Origin of the sequence: Nocardioides luteus, from assembly GCF_015752315.1 — a bacterium.
Taxonomy (GTDB): domain Bacteria; phylum Actinomycetota; class Actinomycetes; order Propionibacteriales; family Nocardioidaceae; genus Nocardioides.
On the sequence record NZ_JADOVJ010000001.1, the window covers coordinates 5,407,363 to 5,424,581 of the forward strand.

Here is a 17,219-nt window from a genome sequence, read left to right on the forward strand (position 1 = left end):
GGTTAACGTTCATTAACCTCGTGTGACAAGCCCCACTCCGAAGTCGGCCGCTACTCGGCGAGGGCGGCGCGGGCCATCTTGGTGAGCACGGCGCGCGTGGACTCCTCCGGGAGGACCCGGTTGTGCGGCGTGGAGTTGATCAGACCGAAGACGGCGTGGGCCATCGCGCGGGCGCTGTCGAGGGCCAGAGACGGGTTGCGGTCGCGGAGCTGGTCGGCCCAGAGGTCGACGTACTTCCGCTGCAGGGTGCGCACCTGATCCCGCGCCTCGTGCGGGAGCGACTGCCAGTCGCGTTCCTGGACGACGATCAGGGCCCGGTCGCGCAGCGCGAAGTCGACGTGCCAGTCGATCAGCGCCTCGATGGCCTCGGTGGTGCTCGAGGCACCCTTCACCCGGGCGCGGCCCTCGCGGAGCAGCTCCTGGGAGATCGAGACAAGCATCTCGGCAAGCATCGCGTCCTTGCTCGGGAAGTGCTTGTAGAGCGCCGGGCCGGAGATGCCGCAGGCTGCACCGAGCTCGGAGACGGACACTCCGTGGAAACCGCGGGCCGCGAAGAGCTCGGCCGCGGTGTCCAGGATCTGCTCGCGCCTGGTCTTCGTCGGAGCCGAAGTCATTCCGTCAGGTTAGCCGCTATTCACCCTTTCGAGTCACTCCTCCAGCATGTGACGCGCCCGAAGCACCGCGTCGAGCGCGATCTCGACGTCATCGACCTGGTCGCGCGTCGCCTCGCCGACCGGAGCCGCTCGGACGATCTCCGGTCCCGGACGCACACGCCCGATCAGCTCCTCGCGCTCCGCCCCACGTAGGTGAAGCAGCACGGTGGCGTCGCGGTCGACGGTCCAGCAGAGCTGGTGGAGCACCGCGAGCGAATGACCGCACACCGCATGCCAGTGGCCGCACGTGCAGGTCACCGCGAGCTCGTCGCCATAGGGCACCAGCTCGACCCCGGCCTCCTCGGCGTGCTCGGCCACATCCAGCGGAAGCTCGCCGACGAGGAGCGCCTCGGCCCGCTCGGCCGAGGCACCGAGGACCTCCGAGAGCGCGGCGACGTCGTCCGCGCTCAGCACCGGAACCGTGCCGGTCACCGTCCACAGGCCACGCTCGTCGTCGACCGCGGCGGCGAACCGGCCGGCCTCGACGACCAGCCCTCCGATCCGCCCCGAGCGGGCCAGCGACCGGGCACCGGAGAGCTGGTTGTCGTCGTAGGCCAGCTCCTCGATCGCCCGCAGGAACGCCCGCCCCCACCAGGAATCGACCCGCACCATCCCGCGCCGGTGCGGCTCGCGGGCGAAGGTCAGCGCCGGACTCATGACGCGATCCGGCGGCGTTTCCGGCGCTTCTGGGGACCGAGCTTGACGAGCTCACGGAGCTCGGCGTTGGACAGCTCGGTGAAGGCAGCCTCGCCGGCCCCGAGGACGGCGTCGGCGAGGACCCGCTTGCGCTGCAGCAGCTCGGCGACGCGCTCCTCGACGGTGCCCTGGGTGATGAGCCGGTGCACCTGGACCGTACGCGTCTGGCCGATGCGGTGGGCCCGGTCGGTCGCCTGGTCCTCGACCGCCGGGTTCCACCACCGGTCGACATGGATCACGTGGTCGGCACGGGTCAGGTTGAGCCCGACCCCGCCGGCCTTGAGCGAGAGCAGGAAGACCGGCACCTCGCCCTCCTGGAAGCGCTCGACCATCCGCGACCGCTCCGCCACCGGGGTGCCGCCGTGAAGGAACTGGTGCGCCACACCGGAGGCGGCCCAGTGGGCCTCGAGGAGGCGGGCCATCGCGACGTACTGCGTGAAGACGAGCACCGCCCCCGACTCCGCCAGCACGGTCGAGACCAGCTCGTCGAGGAGCTCGATCTTCTGCGACCTCCCCGTGATCCGGCCGGCCTCCTGCTTCAGGAACTGCGCCGGGTGGTTGCAGATCTGCTTGAGGCCGGTGAGCAGGCTCAGGACCAGGCCGCGCCGCTGCGGGTCGTCGGCGTCGAGCCGCTCGATCCTCTCCATGGCGTTTCGGACGAATGCCTCATACAACACGGCCTGCTCCCGGGTCAGCGAGAGCAGGTGGTCGGTCTCGGTCTTCGGTGGCAGCTCGGGCGCCACCCCGGGGTCCGACTTGCGGCGACGGAGCAGGAACGGGCCGACCAGCGCCGCGAACTCCTTCGCCTTCCCGACGTCCGCACCGGCCTCGATCTGGCTGGCCCAGGCCCTCCGGAAGGCGAGGCGACTGCCGAGCAGGCCCGGCACGCACCAGTCGAGCAGGGCCCACAGCTCGGTCAGGTTGTTCTCCACCGGGGTGCCGGTCAGTGCCACCCGGGCGTGCGACGGGATCTCGCGGAGCGCCTTCGCGGTCGCGGAGGCGGCGTTCTTCACGTGCTGCGCCTCGTCGGCGACGACGAGCCCCCACTGCACCGCGGAGAGCAGCTCGACGTCGCGCCGCATGGTCCCGTACGTCGTCAGCACGACACCCGTCGCACCGTCGAGGTCACGCTCGGACCCGTGATGGCGGCGCACCTCCACCTCGGGCGCGAACCGGGCGAGCTCGGCCTCCCAGTTGCCCAGCAGGCTCGCCGGGCACACCACCAACGTCGGCCCGGCGTGCTCCTTCTGGCGATGCAGGTGGAGCGCGATCGTCATCAGCGTCTTGCCGAGACCCATGTCGTCGGCGAGGCACCCGCCCAGGCCGAGCGAGGTGATCCCGGCCAGCCAGGTCAGCCCCTCGACCTGATAGCCCCGCAGCGTCGCCTGCAGCTCGGGTGGCACGTCGACAGCAGGACCCGAGGTCGCCGCGATCACCTCGTCACGCAGCCGTGCGATCGAGGCCCCGATGATCACCTTCTCGCCCGGCGCGGCCTCGGCAACCTCCGCCGGCACCTGACCGGTCAGGGCGACGGCCAGCGCCTCGCCGCCGGTGATCCGCTTGAGCAGCCGCTTGCGCGCACGGCGGAGCACCGAGGGATGGACGACCGCCCATGCCCCTCGCAATCGCAGGATCGGCCTTGCGGCCGCCGCCAGGGCGTCCATCTCGGCGGCATCGAGCGGCTCACCACCGAGCGCCACCTGCCACTGGAAGGCGAAGAGACCCTTCTCCCCGAGCGGCGACTCGCGCATCAGGTCCTCCCGCGCGCGGGAGGAGGTCGAAGGCGCCCGGTCCACGGCCACCGACGTGGTCAGGTCTCGCGACAGCGAGCGCGGCCAGAGCACGTCCACGCCGCGCTCCTTGAGCCACCCGGCCCCGTCCTCGAGCAGCCCCACGACCTCGTCGCTCGACAGAGTCAGCGACGTGGGCAACGGCAGGTCGAGCAGCCGGTCGAGCACCGGCCACGCCTCCGCGGCTCCGCGGAGAGCGACCTGCGCATGCGTACGCGCCCGCGGGCCGAAGCCGTGATCGTCGGCCTCGTCCCACAGCCTCTCGGCATCGGCCACGTGCAGCGGGTCGGCCTCGTCGTGCACCTGCGGCACCAGGGTCAGCGCCCCCGCGAGCAGGTCCTCCTCCGGAGCCTCGACCCGGAAGGACAGTCGCACCAACGACGGCAGCGCGGATGTCACCGGCCCCTCGTCGGTCCGATAGCGCGCCAGCCGGGTCTGCAGCGACTCCCGGAACACCCCCGAACCGGATGCCTTCGGCGCCGAGGTCGGCACCGCGTCCGCCACCGCGGCCACGATCTCCCGCACCAGCAGCTCGGCCGCCTCGCCGTCGAGATCCTCGTAGGCCCGCGACTCGGCCAGCAGCCGCACCCGCTCCTCGTCCTCCGGCGTGTAGCGGACCGCCCACGAACCGTCGACGGGCTCCAGCTGTCCCGCGGCCACGAACCGGAGCCCGAGATGTGCTGCCGACGCGACCAGAGCGACCGAGGGATGCAGGTCGGAGGCTGCGTACGCCTTCTTCAGGACCGGCAGCGCGGCCCGCATCGGCAACGACACCGACCGTCGGGCGTCCGTGAACTCCACGGCCGAGTCCCGCGGCGGCTGCGCGGGCCGGAAGACGGCGCGGCCGGTGACGGGTACGAAGGACATGGACACGACCGTAGCCGCCACCACCGACTGTTTCTCATCCTCGAGGATGAGGGGGTCGCCCCCAGAGGTTGAGGCGCCCGATGTCCGGGCTCTGCCACGGTGACTGACATGACCGAGACCACCCGCCCACGCGCCGCCCTCCCGCCCGGGCAGCGGGAGATCGACTTCTTCCCGCGCTTCGGCCGACGTGTCGACCAGCCCCCACCGACCGTGCCCGCCCACCCGACGGTGACCTTCGGTGGAGCGCTCACGGCGCCGCTCGAGATCCCCCTGGGCGAGCTGGTCGGCGCTGATCGTCGCGAGCTCGCTGCCGACTTCCACTGCGTCGCCGGCTGGTCGGTGACCGGCCTCCTCTGGGAGGGCGTCGCCTTCGCCGACGTCTACCAGCGGTACGTCGCACCGGCCGTCAGCCCGGGCACGACCGTCACCCACGTGATGGTCCGCGGCCTCGACGGCGAGCGCTTCGTGGCCCAGCTCGACGATCTCCTGGCCGACGGCGTACTGCTCGCCGATCGCCTCGGCGGCCGGCCGCTCGACGGCACTCACGGCGCACCGTTGCGCCTGGTCAACCCCGCGCAGTACGGCTACGCCAACATCAAGCACGTGTGCCGCATCGACGTGCTCGCCGGCGCCCCGGAAGCGGGCTCACCGGCGCTGCTCGACCGGCTGCTCCAGTCCCATCCGCGGGCGCGGGTCTGGGAGGAGGAGCGCCACGGCACGGTGCCAGGCTGGCTGATCCGGCCGATCTACCGAATGATCAAGGCCGTCATGCTCTCCGCGGCCGCTCGCCGCAGTGAGTCAGGTCACCATTCAAAAGTAAATATTGGCTAGGGGACCTATCAACCCACACGTAGGCTGTCAACCCGTGACAGACATTTCTGCCAAGCCTGAGAAGGCGCCGGACGACCACCTCGACAAGAGTGTGCTCATCGTCGCTGGCGTCGTCGTGCTCGGATCGATCATGTCGATCCTCGACATCACCGTTGTCTCCGTCGCACTGGAGACCTTCCAGCGCGAGTTCGACGCCACCTCTGCCGAGGTCGCCTGGACGATGACCGGCTACACCCTCGCCCTGGCGACGGTGATCCCGCTGACCGGTTGGGCCGCCGACCGGTTCGGCACCAAACGTCTCTACATGACCGCGATCGTGCTGTTCGCGCTCGGCTCGGCGCTGTGCGCCCTGGCCACCTCGCTGCCGATGCTGGTCGCGTTCCGCGTCATCCAGGGGCTCGGCGGCGGCATGCTGATGCCGCTCGGTATGACCATCCTGACCCGCGCAGCCGGGCCGGAGCGAGTCGGTCGCGTGATGGCGATCCTCGGCGTACCCATGCTCCTCGGCCCGATCCTCGGCCCCATCATCGGTGGCGCGCTGATCGACTCCGCCTCCTGGCACTGGATCTTCCTGATCAACATCCCGATCGGCGTCATCGCCATCATCTACGCCTGGCGCGCGCTGCCCAGGGACCACGTCGAGCCGTCGCAGTCCTTCGACTTCCTCGGCATGGTGCTGCTGTCCCCGGGTCTGGCGCTGTTCCTCTACGGCGTCTCCTCGATCCCCGAGGCCGGCACGATCCTGGACACCAAGGTGCTCTCCTTCATGGTCGCGGGCCTGGTGCTGATCGCCGCGTTCATCCCGTGGGCGCTGTCGGCTCGCAACGACCACCCGCTGATCGACGTACGCCTCTTCGGCAACAAGGAGCTCACCGTCGCGGTGATCACCCTGTCGATCTTCGCGATGGCGTTCTTCGGTGCCTCGCTGCTCTTCCCGCTCTACTACCAGCAGGTACGCGGCGAGGACGCCCTCCACGCCGGTCTGCTGCTGGCTCCGCAGGGTCTGGGCGCGATGGTCACGATGCCGCTCGCCGGCATGCTCGCCGACCGCACCGGCCCCGGCAAGATCGTCCTCAGCGGCCTCACCACGATCGCGGTGGGCATGTTCATGTTCTCGCGGCTCGACGACGCCACGCCCTACTGGTACCTCCTCGTGTCCCTGTTCATCATGGGCCTCGGCATGGGCGCGACGATGATGCCGACCTTCGCGGCCGCCCAGGCGACGCTGCGCGAGCACACCATCGCCCGCGGTACGACCCTGGTGAACATCGTCCAGCAGGTCGCCGCCTCCGCCGGCACCGCGCTCTTCTCGGTGCTGCTGACGAACGCCCTGTCCGGCAAGGAGTCGATCTCCGCCGCGGACGACCTCGCCGACAAGCTCGGTGTCCCGGCCGGCGGTCTGGAGAAGTTCCTGGCCGACCCGGCCAACCAGCAGAAGGTCGGTGAGGCCGCTGCTTCGCTGGGTCTCGACCCGGCCAAGCTGCCCGAGGTCTTCAAGGCCATCCCGGTCGAGATGGCCGAGGCCTTCTCGACCACCTTCGTGATCGCCGCGATCCTGGTCCTGGCCACGCTCATCCCCGCGTGGTTCCTGCCCAAGAGCAAGGCCGAGCACGGAGCCGCCGCTCCGACGGTCCTCCACTGATCCGCTCACGCGCACGTACGCAGGGCCGGGCTGCCATCGGCAGCCCGGCCCTCGTCGCACTTGTCGGATCGTTCGCCTTGGTGGCCTGCGGGTCCGCCGCGGCGCCGTCTGCCGACACGGCGCCCGCTCTCCCGCCCACCGACGGCGTCTTCGACTACCAGCTCGGCGGCACCGCCGACGAGCTGTCCGACGGCACCCCGATCGACGTCGTCGCCCGCGACGCCACCGCCGAGCCCCTCGAGGGCGCCTACAACGTCTGCTACGTCAACGGCTTCCAGACCCAGCCCGGCGCCGACTGGTCCGAGCACCCCTCAGCGCTGCTCCGCGACGCCTCCGGCGATCCCGTACGCGACCCCGACTGGCCCGACGAGATCATCCTCGACCCCTCCACCGCCTCCACGCGTTCGGCGATCGTCGAGGTTGTCGGCCCGGTCATCGAAGGCTGCGCAGACAAAGGCTTCGACGCCGTCGAGATCGACAACCTCGACACCTGGACCCGCTTCGACTCGATCTCCCGGGAAGGCGCCTTCGCCCTGGCCTCGGCATATGTGACCACCGCTCACGACCTCGGCCTGGCGATCGCCCAGAAGAACGCCGTCGAAGCCGCCCGCAGCGCCCACGACGACCTCGGCTTCGACTTCGTCGTCGTCGAAGAATGCGGCGCCTACGACGAGTGCGCCGCCTACACCGACGTCTACGGAGACCACGTGCTCCAGATCGAATACCCCGACTCCCTCGCCGAAGCCGACCTCTCCTTCGCCGCCATCTGCGTCGACCCTGCCCGCGCCGCGCTCACCATCCTCCGCGACCGCGACCTCGTCGGGCAGGACGATCCGGCGTACGTCTACGAGGCGTGCTAGGGCTCGACCGCCAACGGTCTACTACGCTGCATAATCAGCGGGCAAAGAGCTTCCCAAGCACGCTTCCGTGCTGCCATCCGTGAGACTCGAGCCACCTAAAGAGCGGCTCCTTGATCCGACTCGTCTCGAATGAGTACGCGACAGGTTGGAAACCAACCGTGTCATCACCGTCATTAGTCGTGGAGCGGTTGACGCCGCCGAACTCAAAATGCCACTTCTTCTTGACCATCTTCCCTGATGACCAACTCTGTTCCGCCCCGAAGCTGAACCCGTCGTCTGTGAAGCCTGCGTGAGCCTCGGTCTCCGAACTGTGATCCTGGTAGTCGAACGTGCCGTTTCGCTCATTCAGGGTGACTATCAGGCGATATGACTCGTCAATGTGAGTGACCTCAGTGGGATACAGACTGGTGGCTTTGGCAACGTCCCACCAGCCAAGGATCTGAGTGCCTTGGGCGAAGAAGCTGAAAGGTTGACTCTCGACATTCAGCGTCACGATCTCCGGCAACATTTGAGCGAGTGGCGTCGGCATGTCTACTTTCTACCTCGGAATGGACCGGTTGGCCAGCGACACGGGTGCTTGGGCGGCCCGTCGATCCCACGCAGCCACACACTGGTCTCCCAAACTTGGGTAGCTTCTGATCTAATGGGTCGCAGGTCCAGACTCGGACCAAAGTAGCGCCATCGTCGCCTAACTAACCTAAGGACCACCTATGCTCGGAAGAAGAGTGGCATCCTTCCCGCTGGCCATCATCGTGCTGTTTGGATCGTCCGCGTGCGGCGGCAGCATCCAGGAACGCAGCTTGGAGAAGAACGTAGCTGATCAACTTGAAGAAATGGCGGGGCAACGGCCGGATGAAGTTGATTGTCCCGGCGACCTGAAGGCTGAAGTGGGCGCCGACATCCGGTGCACACTCACTGCCGGCGGAGAAGAGATCGGCCTCACCGTAACCGTCACATCCGTAGACGGAACCGACGCGAAGTACGAGATCCAGGTTGACGAGAAGTAGCCCTGGTCAGTCTCGCGCCGCAGCGAGCATCTCCTCGGCGCCCGGGACAATCCTTGCCTCCGCCAAAAAGTCGCGGAACTCGGATCCGACGACCGGCCATTGCGCAAACTTGCAGGTGACAGCGAATACCAAAATGATCCGCTTCCATGGGAACTCGCTGTCCACGATCGCCTGAAAAACCTGCGCCTGATACAGGTCAAACCGAGATCCATCTATCGTTGCGTCCATTTCGATCAACTGCACAATCGCAGGCGCGCCATCCGATTCAATTTCAGTACGCTTCACCAAGTCAACGGCCAACAAAGTCTGGCGCATCGACTGCAAAGTCTCGTCCGCGACCATGCCGAGCGTAGAGGCATCGACTCGAAAGGATCCTCTGACGCTCAGAACGGGTGTGTAACCCAGGTCGTTCGGATCCACACGGACAGCCGTGAAAGCCGCGTCACCTGCACCAACCTCTTTCGAATCCACCGAGTGCCATCGCTTATTCGGCAGCGCAACGTCTATAGGTATCGGCAATCCCACCCCCATCAGAGAAGCCCTCCGATCGCCTTTACAACCGACTTTCCAGTATCGACCATTTCTATCGGGTCATATTGCAACTTATCCACGACGCGCAAGAGGCCTTCTGGGTCGCGCGCAATATCGAGATACTCTCCCGAGTCCAGAGTGACCTTGTCGTAGATGTCGCTGGGGTTTTGAATCATATCCTTTCCTGTCGCGGCGATCTCCGGAAAGTCGACGACGATGTTCGGCTTCACGGTTCCCCCGAGCCCGAGCGCGAAGCCCGCCTCCGGCTCCAACGAGAATCGACCTCCATCCCAAGACATGTTCAGGTCGGCCACGTATCCCGCACCAGCCCATGCCTCGGCGTCTAGACCGAGTCCAAAACCACCAAAGGTGACGTCACCCCCTCCACCCGCTTTGCCGCCAGCAAAAGCCTCGACCCCCGCATCGACGCCGCCGTTATCGACCGACAGGGAGTTGTTGAACTCCGTTCCGATCGACCCCTGGGCGTTGCCACTCCCATTCCAGTATCCATGTTCAACGTTGAACTCACGCTCACCCTGCGCAATTTGAATATGCGCGTTGGCTTCTAGCTTGATTCCATCCTTGCTAAAGGTTCCTACGACTTCGCCGCCAACACCGTAGAGCGTATATTTTCCCTCTCCGGCGACCTTGACTTCCCCGACGCCTTCTTCCCACTTTTCTTCAAGTTGGAAGGCGTAGATCTCCCCGTTGGCGTTGATCAACTGGAGAGTATCGCCGTCGACCTTATACCCTTGTATCTCGCCATTGCCGCCGAGAAGGTCGCCAGGAATGCCTGCCTCCTTGAACTTTTTGCGGAGGTCGTCCCTCAGGCTTCGGAAGCCTCGACGTTTTAGATCCGCCTTGGCTTGTGCGGTCTCCGTCGCAGACGCGCCTGCCCGATCGAGAGCTTCTCGTGCATCCTCAAGAATCTCTTTAGCATCCTTTCGAAGAGGCTCTCCTGGGTCAACGAACGGTCCCGGGTGAGCGAACCCGATCAAGGGAATCGACTGGCCGCTCCTGATCGCGGCGTTGTGCTCAGCGACCTGGCGGTTATAGCCGTCGACGGCCGCATTGTGCTCAGCCAAAGCCTTCTTGGTTGCCGCTTCGCCCTCGTTCCACTTGTCGATCGCGCTTTGCGCGCGGTCCTGTGCACGGCCAAGAGCATCCGCGTAGGTGTTCAGGCGCGTGCCCACGCTCTTGAGGCTTTCGCGGTAAGTCTCGAACTTCTGGGTTTCGCTCGTCTTCTCGTAGATGTACCCGGCCTTGCCGAGACCGCCTTCCCAAGTCGGAACCGCGATGCCCTCTATCCTGTCGAGTAGATTCCCGATACGCCTCTGCTCGTCGAGGATCGCCGTGGCTTGTTCAGCCACGGCCGCCACGTCACCAACGATCAACGCCTTCGGATCATCGGTTGCGCCAAGTTCGGCGCCCTTCGGGAGCGCCATCAGTCGGCCCTCGGCGCAGTCGATGGCGGAGGGGTCAACGGTGAGAACTGCGCACCGTCTTGACCGTAGATGTTTGGCAGCGGCTGCACATTCCCAGGTGATCGGCCATGAAGGTACGGCAGCGGCGTCAACTTGCTGCTTCCGCCGCCCTCCGCCCAAGACCCCGGTCGCATCAGATCTGCACTGTCGAGGTCGGCTTGCTCATAGTGGCGAGCCTTGTCGAGGAGGTACTCGGACAGCGACCCCAGACCCTTACCCAGTTCTCGCCGAGCGTCCCTGGCTTGCGACGACACTTCCTTCACCCAGGAAGCGACCTCGATGTGGCCAACCCGGTCCGGCCCCAGAGGCGAGTCCGGCATTTTGGATGAGCCAAGGTCCTGGCGCAGTTCGTCGTACTTGCCCGCTGTGCGTCGTAAGTCGTCGACCGTGACTTCGTACCCGTTCATCGCAAATCCCCCGTGCGGTGTGGTTCCTACTCGTCTTCTTCCCCAGAAGTCAGCAGTTCAAACACATCCAACACAAGAAAAACCTGTCTACCCGAGGAAACAGGAGCCTTCGAGGCCCAAGTTAAAGTTGGCACGATCACAGCGTCGCAGTCAACGCCAATCTCATGCCACTGACGCTGTCCGTGGCGCCAGCTCGACGAACGGGCGTCGGGCGATCGCCGTGGGCAGCGCGGAACTTTGCGTTTTAGCTGCGGCGGTTCTTGCCGTCGCTTATGTCGTCGCCTTGCGTTGCATTCGGAACCCACCCGCGGGATGCGTTGGGGTCGAGGACGTCGCTTGCGGTTTCGGTCCAGTCGTCGGTGTAGTCGGCTTCCCACTCTTGGTTCTGGCTGCCGTTCTGGTCCCTCTTCTTGCTGCCGCGGCCACCGGCGGCACCGGCTCCACCGCGACCGGCCGTACCGCCGCGTCCGGCCCCACGTCCGCCGGCACCGGTGCCTCGCGCACCGGCTCCCGCGCCACGCGCGCCCGCACCGCGGGCCCCGGCACCAGCGCCGGCTCCAGCACGGGCACCTGCGGCGGCTGCCCTGGCAGCTGTGGACCTGGCCGCGGCCGACCGGGAGGCGCCTCCTGCGGTCGCTGCCTTCGCGGACGCTCCGGCGGCGAACCTGCTGGCGATGGCCTTGGCCACGCCTGCGCCCAGGAGGGCGCCGCCACCGGCGATCGCCAGGGCGGACATGCCGCCGGTGCCGCCGGCGAGGGGTGCGAGGCCGTCAGCGGTCTCGACCATCGCGTACGACGTCGAGGGGGCGGGAGTGCCGTCCGCGTTGATCCACTCGCTGCCGTTCCACTCGGGCTTGTTCTCCGCCTTGTGCGCTTCGATGTTGGCTTTCTCCTGAGCGATCAGCTCATGGCCCCAACCGTCGGAGTAGAGGGTGCCGGAGTTGTACTTCGACATCCGCGCCTGGGACGCGGCGACCTGGCTCGCCGAACCCGGTTGTGCCGATGTGCCAGGAGGCAGCGCGTTGGAGTCGCTGCCGTCGTCGTACAAGGCACGTACCTTTGGTTCGGCATCCTCGACCGAGACGTCGACAGCTTGGACCCTCTGTGCAGCCTCCCGCTCGGCATCGGCGATCGCCGCCTCATCTTTGGCGTACTGCTGCTTCGCATCCGCATACTTCTGCTGGTTCGCCGCCGCTTCGGCGGTCGACGTACCGCCACCAGCTTTCGTGTTGAAGGACGACTCTGGCGGCACCGGGTTGTGAGACGCGGGCAACGTAGCCTCGAGCCGTTTGTGCGCCTCCATCGCCTCGTACAACTTGGCGTGGACGATCCACAGCGCGTCGATCGCGTCCTTGAGCACATCGCGCTTCTTGTTGGTCTCTTTGCCCGAGGTTTCCATGTCGCGCCGAGCGGCCTGGCCGGACAACGACGTCTCCGAGAAGCCGTCTTCGACCCGTCCAGCGTTGTCAAGCATCGTCTTGCCGGCACCGTCGAAGTTGTCTCGGGCGCCCTCCCAGCTTCTGAGCATCGCTTCGATAGCAGCGATGTCTCCACCCCGCACGTAGTCGCCGAGCCGAAGCATCCACTGACCCTTGACTGCCATAGTCCCTCCCGAGGGCTTGGTTGAGGGACCGCTCGATCCCAAATGCATGTTGTACGACTGACTGGGCATCGCGCCCGGCACATGCGGTGGTTTGTTCTAGAGTCTGCCTCATGACGATGTCCCGGGCGAGCGCCATGGCCGCATTGATCCTGTCCGTTGCCCTCGCTGGTGCCGGCTGCACATCATCAGGCGGCGGCACCTCTCCCGGAACTGACGAGCCGAAGCCCACCCCGTCCGCTTCACCCAGCGAATCGTCTGTTCCTGCGGATTGGAAGGTCGCAGCGATCGAGGAGGCTCAGGTCCAGATCCCGCCGGATTGGACGACCGAGCAGGCGGGGAAGTGGACCGTGTCCCTGGTCGCTCCGAAGGATGACCTCGGGTCGTCCGCTGGGTTCGGGACCTTCCTGTCGGGCGCCCTCGGACCAGGAGACCTCGAGAAGGCCGCCGGGTACGAGAAAGACATTCTCGTCGAGGACGGGGCCGAGAACCTCAAGCGCCTCCCCGACGTCACAGTCAACGGGTCGGTGTTCTATCACTTCCAATACGAAACCGGTCGCACCTGGAACGACAGCTACGGCACCAAGGACGGCGAAAAGCTCATCGAGATCAACTGGGACTTGTCCAAGACCAGCCTCGACCGGAGTGAAGCGGACGCCCTTATCGCCAAGGTTCTGCCGACGTTCAAACTGCTCTGACTCCGTCGGCAGAGTCAGATCGCGAGGTACTTACCGGGGCCTTGGTTCTTGTTGAAGATGACCAATGGGTTGCTCATCAGCGCGAGGGCATTGGCGAACTTCTGCGCAGTGACCGCAGCGTCGACGTCAGCCCCTTCGATCGCAACCATGGCGTCGTGGATCGCTTCGCTGGTCTCATGGAGACCCTTAGCGGTGTCCCCGAGGGAACTGTCGATGTTCTGGTGCCCCTTCCGGACGACAGCCCCTAGCCACTCACCTCGCGAGGAACCTCCGAACATGCCACCAACGGGATCAGCGAGCTGCTTCCGCGCCTCCAACACGCGTTCGCGTTGGTCGTTCAGGTTCTGCCGCGCTGCGTCAAGCCGCATGGTGTCGACGCTGACCTGACCGTTCTCACCCATGGTCCGCCCTCCCGAGGCTTCCGATCGCACCCCCGGCGGGTGCCTCAGTAGGAGTAGTACACCACGGGTCACAGGGCGACGGGCAGGGATGCGTAGCCGCGGAGGATGCGGGTGGGGCGGCGTACACCAGCGCCTTCGACGTGCAGGGTGGGGAAGCGTTCGAAGAGCAGGCGGAGGCCGACGCGGGCTTCGAGGCGGGCGAGGCTGGCGCCGAGGCAGAAGTGGGCGCCGGCGGAGAAGGAGAGGTGCTGGTCGGCGTCGGCCCGGGTGATGTCGTACGTGTCGGGGTCCTCGAACACGGACGGGTCGCGGTTGGCTCCGCCTATCACCACGGCGACGGCGGTGCCTCTGGCGACCTCCCTGCCCGCGACGCACGTATCCGCGTAGGCCTGGCGGACGGTGGCCATGACGGGCGGGTCCCAGCGCAGGGTCTCCTCGACGACACCGTCGACGAGCGACGCATCGGCGAGAAACAGCGCCTGCTGCTCCGGGTGCGCATCGAGGGCGGCGACGGCGTTGCCGATCAGGTTGACGGTGGTCTCGAAACCCGCCGCCAGGACCAGGAGCCCGAGGGCGTGGAGCTCGATGTCGTCGAGGTCGCCGGCGATCACCAGGGCGCTGAGGAGGTCGTCGCCGGGGTCGGAGCGGAGGCGGCGTACGTGGTCCTCGAACCAGTGGTGGAGCGAGCGCATCGCGGCCTCGACCCGCGCGTAGTCCCCCCACGACAGCCCGGGGTCGAGGATCGCGGCGGCCTGGTCGCCCCAGCGCAGGATGTCCGCCCGGTCGGAGTCGGGCACGCCCAGCAGCTCGGCGATGACGGCGATCGGGAGCTTCGCGGCGTACTCCTCGATGATGTCGACCCGCCCCTCGCGCGGGTCGATCTCGTCGAGCAGGTCGCCGGCGACCGCGGTGACCATCTCGGCCATGGAGCTGATCCGGCGGGCGGTGAAAGCCTTCGAGACGTGCTTGCGGTAGCGGGTGTGCAGCGGCGGGTCGACCGCAAGCATCGACGGCGGGTCGACCGGGCCCAGTGCATCGGGCGCGCTCACCTTGCCGAGCAGCCACCGCAGCGGCACCGGGAGCTCGCCCTGGCCGTCACCGACGCCGAAGTCGCTGCTGCGCAGGATCTCGTTGGCGGCGGCGTACGAGACGGTGCCGGCCATGAACGGGTTCACGTGGATCGGGCCTCGGGCTCGCAGCCGGCCGTAGTCCGGCACCTCACGCGACCACATCAGCTCGGCGAGCGGGTCACCGCGCCTCGACGCGAGGCTCAGCACCGCTCGGTTGATGCCCTGGGAGAGCGCCCAGCGGGCGTACGACCTCCCTCGCTCGATCGGTCGCAGATCAAGCCGAGGCATCGGCCAGCTCCTCGCTGAACTCGTGGGTGCCGATCCGTCCCATCAGCGGTGCCAGGTCGGCCAGCAGGTCGGCGAAGGCGGCCTCGTAGTCCTCCTGCGACAGCGCCGGGTCGAGCTGCGCCTGGAACCGGATCCGCCACCGGTGGCGTAGGGCCTGGGCCAGGCGCTCCGGGGTGCCGAAGGCCTCTGCATAGGCCGGCGACCACGGCAGCCTGCGGGCGAAGCCGGTACGCAGCTCCTCCTCCGCCTCGTTCAGCAGGCGGTAACGCTCGTGGGTCTGGCTCCAGGTCATGGTCCTCACCGTCCGTCGTCGTTGGGATGGGTTCGACGCTACGGATCGGCGACGGCCGGGCGCATCGGACGAGGGCAGGCACCTGCGTTCCTACCGTGGTAGGAGAGTCGCCACCTGCCGTGGTCGGATGCGACGCGACTCACGCGTTTCTAGACTGAACGGCATGAGTGTCCAGGACTCCGCTCGCGATGTGCGTGACTTCCTGGAACGGCGCTGCCGCAGCAAGAATCTCGACATCCCCTGGTGGGCCCCGCTGCTGTCGGCGTTCGGCCTCGTCGCGATGGTCACGGTGGCCGTGCTCCAGCGCGAGGCCGCCGCCGACATGGTCGCCGCCGGCCTGGTCGTCGTCGTCCCGTCGCTGAGCATCTTCTTCATCCCGAACACCGGCGAGTGGCTCAAGAACCACATGTGGGTCGTCGACCTCCTGCCGACCCTGGCCGGGTCGGCCTGGCTGATGTCGCAGCCCGCCTCCGCGTTCTGGCCGCAGCACGACTTCGCGCCGGCGGTGCTGGTCCCGCTCACTCTCGAGATGGTCGTCCGTGAGGGCTTCCGGACCGGGACCCTCTATGCGATCGCCTCGGCCGTGGTGATGAGGATCTTCGCCTCCGACACACCCAGCGGTGTCGGGGTCCATTTTCTGCTGCTCTTCGTCGGCTGGATCCTCGGACTGCTGATCCTCGCCCAGATGCGGGCGCTGCGCGCCGAACGGCAGGCGCGGTCGCAGGAGCACGCCCGCGCGACCGAGGCCGAGCGCACCCGCATCGCCCGCGAGATCCACGATCTCGTCGGGCACTCGCTCTCGATCACCCTGCTCCACCTGACCGCCGCGCGACGCTCGGTCGCCGAGGGCGACGACCCGGACGAGGCGGTGTCCGCGCTCACCGAGGCGGAGGCCGTCGGACGCCGGGCGATGGCCGAGATCCGGCGTACGATCGGGGTGCTGTCGACCTCCGGCCCCGGGACGGCGCCGCTCCCCGGGGCCGCGGACGTGGTCCGGCTCGTGGAGGAGGGCCGGAGCGCGGGGCAGACGATCACGTTCGCCTCCTCCGGCGACCTCACCCGCATCGACGCCGGCGTCGGGCTGGGCATCTACCGGATCCTGCAGGAGTCGCTCGCCAACGCCATCCGGCACGCGCCCGGGGCGCCGGTCTCGGTCTCGCTGGCGGTCGCGGACGGCGTACGTCTCTCCGTGGAGAACCCGATCGTCGGCACCCGGCGCGGGGTCGGCGAGGGGTCCGGGCTGGCCGGGATGGCCGCCCGCGCCGAGCAGCTCCGCGGCCGGTTGTCGGCCGGGGCCGAGGAGTCGATGTGGAAGGTTGACCTCGTGATCCCGCCGCACTGTCTCGTACGCAAGGCTCTCGCATGACGCCGGTCAGCCCCGCCGCCAGCAACACAGCGTCGGCGATCCGGGTGATCGTGGTCGACGACCAGGAGCTCGTACGCAGCGGCCTGCGCCGCATCCTGCGACGGCGCGACGGGTTGGAGATCGTCGCCGAGTGCGGGGACGGCTCCGAGGTGGTCGCGGCGCTCGAGGCCAACCCGGCCGACGTCGTCGTCATGGACCTCCGGATGCGGCAGGTCGACGGGATCACGGCCACCGGCCTGGTGCGGGCGCTGCCGGAGGCTCCGCCGGTGCTGGTGCTGACCACGTTCGACGAGGACGAGCTCGTCTCCGGCGCCCTCCGCGCGGGCGCCGCCGGCTTCATCCTCAAGGACTCACCCGCCGAGGAGCTGGTCATGGCCGTACGCTCCGTCGCCCTCGGCGACGCCTGGCTCGATCCCGCCATCACCGGCCGGGTCCTGGCCACCTACCGTTCCGCGGTCGCTCTGCCGGCGTCGAGGGCTGTCGAGGTCTCCGAGCTCACCGACCGTGAGCTCGAGGTGCTCCGCGGCCTCGCCTCCGGCTGGACCAACTCCGAGATCGCCGAGCGGCTCGTCATCTCCGAGCTCACGGTGAAGTCCCACATCGGCCGCATCTTCGCCAAGCTCGACCTCCGCGACCGCGCCGCCGCCATCGTCTTCGCGTACGACCACGGCATCGTCCGGCCGGCGATCTGAAGGAGCGCCCCGCCGGTCGAGCCGCGAGCGCCAGCGAGCGTGTC

18 protein-coding genes are annotated in these 17,219 nt (G+C 67.6%); 7 read left to right on the forward strand and 11 right to left on the reverse strand.

Features of this window, described 5'->3' with window-relative positions; genetic code table 11:
- Positions 1-50: 50 nt before the first annotated feature.
- Genes HD557_RS25900 through HD557_RS25910 form a run of 3 tightly spaced genes read right to left on the reverse strand, consistent with a single transcriptional unit; the run spans position 51 to position 4,006 of the window.
- A complete protein-coding gene (locus HD557_RS25900) occupies positions 51-614 on the reverse strand; it encodes an SACE_7040 family transcriptional regulator (protein WP_008355856.1) in 564 nt (187 codons plus the stop codon).
- A gap of 33 nt (positions 615-647) precedes the next feature.
- Positions 648-1,310, reverse strand: a complete 663-nt coding sequence (locus HD557_RS25905; protein ID WP_196875979.1) for an SWIM zinc finger family protein — start codon at positions 1,308-1,310, stop codon at positions 648-650.
- Positions 1,307-4,006, reverse strand: coding sequence for a DEAD/DEAH box helicase (locus HD557_RS25910; RefSeq protein WP_196875980.1), 2,700 nt, complete (start codon positions 4,004-4,006; stop codon positions 1,307-1,309). Before HD557_RS25910 ends, HD557_RS25905 begins: the two co-directional genes overlap by 4 nt.
- A 108-nt stretch (positions 4,007-4,114) precedes the next feature.
- On the opposite strand from HD557_RS25910, the gene HD557_RS25915 reads away from it, so the two are divergent.
- From HD557_RS25915 to HD557_RS25925, 3 genes are all read left to right on the forward strand, one after another.
- Entirely contained in the window at positions 4,115-4,837 is a 723-nt protein-coding gene (locus HD557_RS25915; protein WP_231380462.1) for a molybdopterin-dependent oxidoreductase, read from the forward strand.
- Between the two features lie 34 nt (positions 4,838-4,871).
- The gene (locus tag HD557_RS25920) at positions 4,872-6,479 is read left to right on the forward strand and encodes a DHA2 family efflux MFS transporter permease subunit (protein ID WP_196875982.1); all 1,608 of its coding nucleotides are present in this window, start codon (positions 4,872-4,874) and stop codon (positions 6,477-6,479) included.
- Between the two features lie 80 nt (positions 6,480-6,559).
- The gene (locus tag HD557_RS25925; RefSeq protein ID WP_196875983.1) at positions 6,560-7,339 is read left to right on the forward strand and encodes an endo alpha-1,4 polygalactosaminidase; all 780 of its coding nucleotides are present in this window, start codon (positions 6,560-6,562) and stop codon (positions 7,337-7,339) included.
- 34 nt (positions 7,340-7,373) lie between these two features.
- Here the strand turns inward: HD557_RS25925 and HD557_RS25930 are convergent, their stop codons facing one another.
- Positions 7,374-7,868, reverse strand: a complete 495-nt coding sequence (locus HD557_RS25930; protein ID WP_196875984.1) for a hypothetical protein — start codon at positions 7,866-7,868, stop codon at positions 7,374-7,376.
- A gap of 196 nt (positions 7,869-8,064) precedes the next feature.
- On the opposite strand from HD557_RS25930, the gene HD557_RS25935 reads away from it, so the two are divergent.
- A complete protein-coding gene (locus tag HD557_RS25935; RefSeq protein WP_196875985.1) occupies positions 8,065-8,346 on the forward strand; it encodes a DUF4333 domain-containing protein in 282 nt (93 codons plus the stop codon).
- A 6-nt stretch (positions 8,347-8,352) separates the two neighbouring features.
- Here HD557_RS25935 and HD557_RS25940 read toward each other — a convergent pair whose 3' ends face one another.
- The 4 genes from HD557_RS25940 to HD557_RS25955 form a co-directional block, all read right to left on the reverse strand.
- Positions 8,353-8,766, reverse strand: a complete 414-nt coding sequence (locus HD557_RS25940; protein WP_196875986.1) for a hypothetical protein — start codon at positions 8,764-8,766, stop codon at positions 8,353-8,355.
- 110 nt (positions 8,767-8,876) lie between these two features.
- Complete coding sequence (locus tag HD557_RS25945) at positions 8,877-10,322, reverse strand: putative T7SS-secreted protein (RefSeq protein ID WP_196875987.1); 1,446 nt, start codon at positions 10,320-10,322, stop codon at positions 8,877-8,879.
- Entirely contained in the window at positions 10,322-10,768 is a 447-nt protein-coding gene (locus HD557_RS25950; RefSeq protein ID WP_196875988.1) for a hypothetical protein, read from the reverse strand. The genes HD557_RS25945 and HD557_RS25950 overlap by 1 nt, the downstream gene beginning before the upstream one ends.
- A 244-nt stretch (positions 10,769-11,012) precedes the next feature.
- Entirely contained in the window at positions 11,013-12,371 is a 1,359-nt protein-coding gene (locus HD557_RS25955) for a hypothetical protein (protein ID WP_231380466.1), read from the reverse strand.
- A 110-nt stretch (positions 12,372-12,481) separates the two neighbouring features.
- On the opposite strand from HD557_RS25955, the gene HD557_RS25960 reads away from it, so the two are divergent.
- A complete protein-coding gene (locus tag HD557_RS25960; RefSeq protein WP_196875990.1) occupies positions 12,482-13,066 on the forward strand; it encodes a hypothetical protein in 585 nt (194 codons plus the stop codon).
- Between the two features lie 14 nt (positions 13,067-13,080).
- Here the strand turns inward: HD557_RS25960 and HD557_RS25965 are convergent, their stop codons facing one another.
- The 3 genes from HD557_RS25965 to HD557_RS25975 all read right to left on the reverse strand — a co-directional run bounded on the left by HD557_RS25965 (position 13,081) and on the right by HD557_RS25975 (position 15,117).
- Positions 13,081-13,467, reverse strand: coding sequence for a hypothetical protein (locus HD557_RS25965; protein WP_196875991.1), 387 nt, complete (start codon positions 13,465-13,467; stop codon positions 13,081-13,083).
- A 68-nt stretch (positions 13,468-13,535) separates the two neighbouring features.
- Positions 13,536-14,825: a cytochrome P450 gene (locus HD557_RS25970; protein WP_196875992.1), complete on the reverse strand. Its 1,290-nt coding sequence runs from the start codon at positions 14,823-14,825 to the stop codon at positions 13,536-13,538.
- A complete protein-coding gene (locus HD557_RS25975; RefSeq protein ID WP_196875993.1) occupies positions 14,812-15,117 on the reverse strand; it encodes a hypothetical protein in 306 nt (101 codons plus the stop codon). The genes HD557_RS25970 and HD557_RS25975 overlap by 14 nt, the downstream gene beginning before the upstream one ends.
- A 163-nt stretch (positions 15,118-15,280) precedes the next feature.
- Between HD557_RS25975 and HD557_RS25980 the strand changes: the two genes are divergently transcribed.
- Both HD557_RS25980 and HD557_RS25985 read left to right on the forward strand, forming a co-directional pair.
- Complete coding sequence (locus HD557_RS25980) at positions 15,281-16,483, forward strand: sensor histidine kinase (RefSeq protein WP_196875994.1); 1,203 nt, start codon at positions 15,281-15,283, stop codon at positions 16,481-16,483.
- The gene (locus tag HD557_RS25985) at positions 16,480-17,175 is read left to right on the forward strand and encodes a response regulator transcription factor (RefSeq protein WP_196875995.1); all 696 of its coding nucleotides are present in this window, start codon (positions 16,480-16,482) and stop codon (positions 17,173-17,175) included. The genes HD557_RS25980 and HD557_RS25985 overlap by 4 nt, the downstream gene beginning before the upstream one ends.
- Positions 17,176-17,219: the final 44 nt, after the last annotated feature.

Excerpts from the sequence above, each read along its gene's own strand:
- HD557_RS25930 (WP_196875984.1), bottom strand. The coding sequence starts at position 7,868 with ATGCCGACGCCACTCGCTCAAATGTTGCCGGAGATCGTGACGCTGAAT.
- HD557_RS25965 (WP_196875991.1), bottom strand. The coding sequence starts at position 13,467 with ATGGGTGAGAACGGTCAGGTCAGCGTCGACACCATGCGGCTTGACGCA.
- HD557_RS25900 (WP_008355856.1), bottom strand. The coding sequence starts at position 614 with ATGACTTCGGCTCCGACGAAGACCAGGCGCGAGCAGATCCTGGACACC.
- HD557_RS25945 (WP_196875987.1), bottom strand. The coding sequence starts at position 10,322 with ATGGCGCTCCCGAAGGGCGCCGAACTTGGCGCAACCGATGATCCGAAG.
- HD557_RS25985 (WP_196875995.1), top strand. The coding sequence starts at position 16,480 with ATGACGCCGGTCAGCCCCGCCGCCAGCAACACAGCGTCGGCGATCCGG.
- HD557_RS25910 (WP_196875980.1), bottom strand. The coding sequence starts at position 4,006 with ATGTCCTTCGTACCCGTCACCGGCCGCGCCGTCTTCCGGCCCGCGCAG.
- HD557_RS25955 (WP_231380466.1), bottom strand. The coding sequence starts at position 12,371 with ATGGCAGTCAAGGGTCAGTGGATGCTTCGGCTCGGCGACTACGTGCGG.
- HD557_RS25905 (WP_196875979.1), bottom strand. The coding sequence starts at position 1,310 with ATGAGTCCGGCGCTGACCTTCGCCCGCGAGCCGCACCGGCGCGGGATG.
- HD557_RS25960 (WP_196875990.1), top strand. The coding sequence starts at position 12,482 with ATGACGATGTCCCGGGCGAGCGCCATGGCCGCATTGATCCTGTCCGTT.
- HD557_RS25975 (WP_196875993.1), bottom strand. The coding sequence starts at position 15,117 with ATGACCTGGAGCCAGACCCACGAGCGTTACCGCCTGCTGAACGAGGCG.
- HD557_RS25950 (WP_196875988.1), bottom strand. The coding sequence starts at position 10,768 with ATGAACGGGTACGAAGTCACGGTCGACGACTTACGACGCACAGCGGGC.
- HD557_RS25970 (WP_196875992.1), bottom strand. The coding sequence starts at position 14,825 with ATGCCTCGGCTTGATCTGCGACCGATCGAGCGAGGGAGGTCGTACGCC.
- HD557_RS25980 (WP_196875994.1), top strand. The coding sequence starts at position 15,281 with ATGAGTGTCCAGGACTCCGCTCGCGATGTGCGTGACTTCCTGGAACGG.
- HD557_RS25915 (WP_231380462.1), top strand. The coding sequence starts at position 4,115 with ATGACCGAGACCACCCGCCCACGCGCCGCCCTCCCGCCCGGGCAGCGG.